The sequence below is a fragment of the Streptomyces sp. NPDC054847 genome, from assembly GCF_053610925.1.
The window spans coordinates 1-1,261 of the sequence record NZ_JBSGZJ010000782.1 but is presented as its reverse complement, the minus strand read 5'-3'; the positions used below and the strand labels follow the sequence as shown (position 1 = coordinate 1,261).

The window sequence follows — 1,261 nt, the reverse complement described above, 5'->3', positions numbered from 1 at the left end:
GGCGGGGTGGCAGGGGGGTGATGTGGATGCCGGGGTGGGGGCCGTTTTCGTCGTGGAGGGGGGTGAGGAAGAGGTGGATGCCGCGGTCGGTGCCGTCGTGGGTGATGAGGCGGGCGGCGACGAGGGCGGTTTTGGGGCCTCCGGTGGTGGTGGTGTTGGGCATGAATTTGGCGGCGCCGGGGGTGGGGGTGTGGAGGGTGAACTCGCCGGTGTCGGGGTGGTGGTGGGCGGTGGTTTTGAGGTGGGCGGCGTCGTTGCCGTGGGCGAGTTCGGTGACGAGGAAGGTGCCGGTGTGTTGCAGGGTGGTGTAGGGGGTGAGGTCGCGGTGTTCGGGGTGGTCGTGGTCGAGGAGGGTGCCGAGGAAGAGGTTGTAGTGGATGCCGGCGAGGGTGCCCAGGGCGCTGTCGGCGATGCCGGTCCATTCGTGGAGGGCGGCGAGGCGGCGGGGGTCGCGGGCGAGGGCGAGGGGGTCGCCGGCGGCGGTGGCGTTGAGCAGGTGCAGGCGCTGGTAGGAGCGGGCGGTGCGCTGGGTGGGGGTGAGGTCGTCCTCGTCGGTGAGGAAGGCGTCGTGGGTGATCAGGGTGCGCCAGGGGGTGTGGATGGTGTCCTGTTCGTCGCCGTCGAAGAGCAGGTGGCGCAGTTCGCGGGTGACGGCGTCGGTGGTGGCCTGGTCGGTGTCGTCGCCGCCGGTGGGCCGGTGGGCCGGGCGGCGGGCGGCGGTGGGCGGCGGCGGGGGGAAGCGGGTGGTGGGGGCGGGCGCGGTGACGGGCGAGGCCGCGCCGGGTCTGCCCCCCGCCCCCATCCCCGTCCCTATCCCCGCCCCTGTTCCCGTCCCTATCCCCGCCCCTGTTCCCGTCCCTATCCCCGTTCCTGTTCCTGCCGCGGCCCCGGCCCCTGACCCTGTTCCGGTCGCCGTCCCTGTTCCGCCGCCCGCACCCGTGGTGATCGTCGCCGCGGCCGTTGCGGTGGCCGTGGTGAGGGTGGCCGCGGACGTGGCGGTGGGCGTGGTGCGGGGGGCCGTGCCCGTGATGATGCCCGCACCCGCCGCACCTGTGCCCGCCCCTGTGGCCGTGGCCGTCCCGGCGCCGGCACCCGTGCCTGTACCGGCCCCCGCCCCTGTGGCCGCCCCTGTGGCCGTGCCCGCACCTGCGCCCGCCCCTGTGGCCGTGCCGGCGCCGGGCCCCGCACCTGTGGCCGTGCCGGTGGCCGCGCCCGGGGTGGTGGGGGTGGGGGTGCTGCCCGGGGTGGGGTTCGGGGTGGT

General features: G+C 75.7%; 1 pseudogene. It reads right to left on the bottom strand.

The annotated features are described in order from the left end of the window. A pseudogene (locus ACWGH4_RS35210) lies at nt 1-802 on the bottom strand (acyl-CoA dehydrogenase); the annotation flags it as partial. Nucleotides 803-1,261 lie beyond the last annotated feature (459 nt).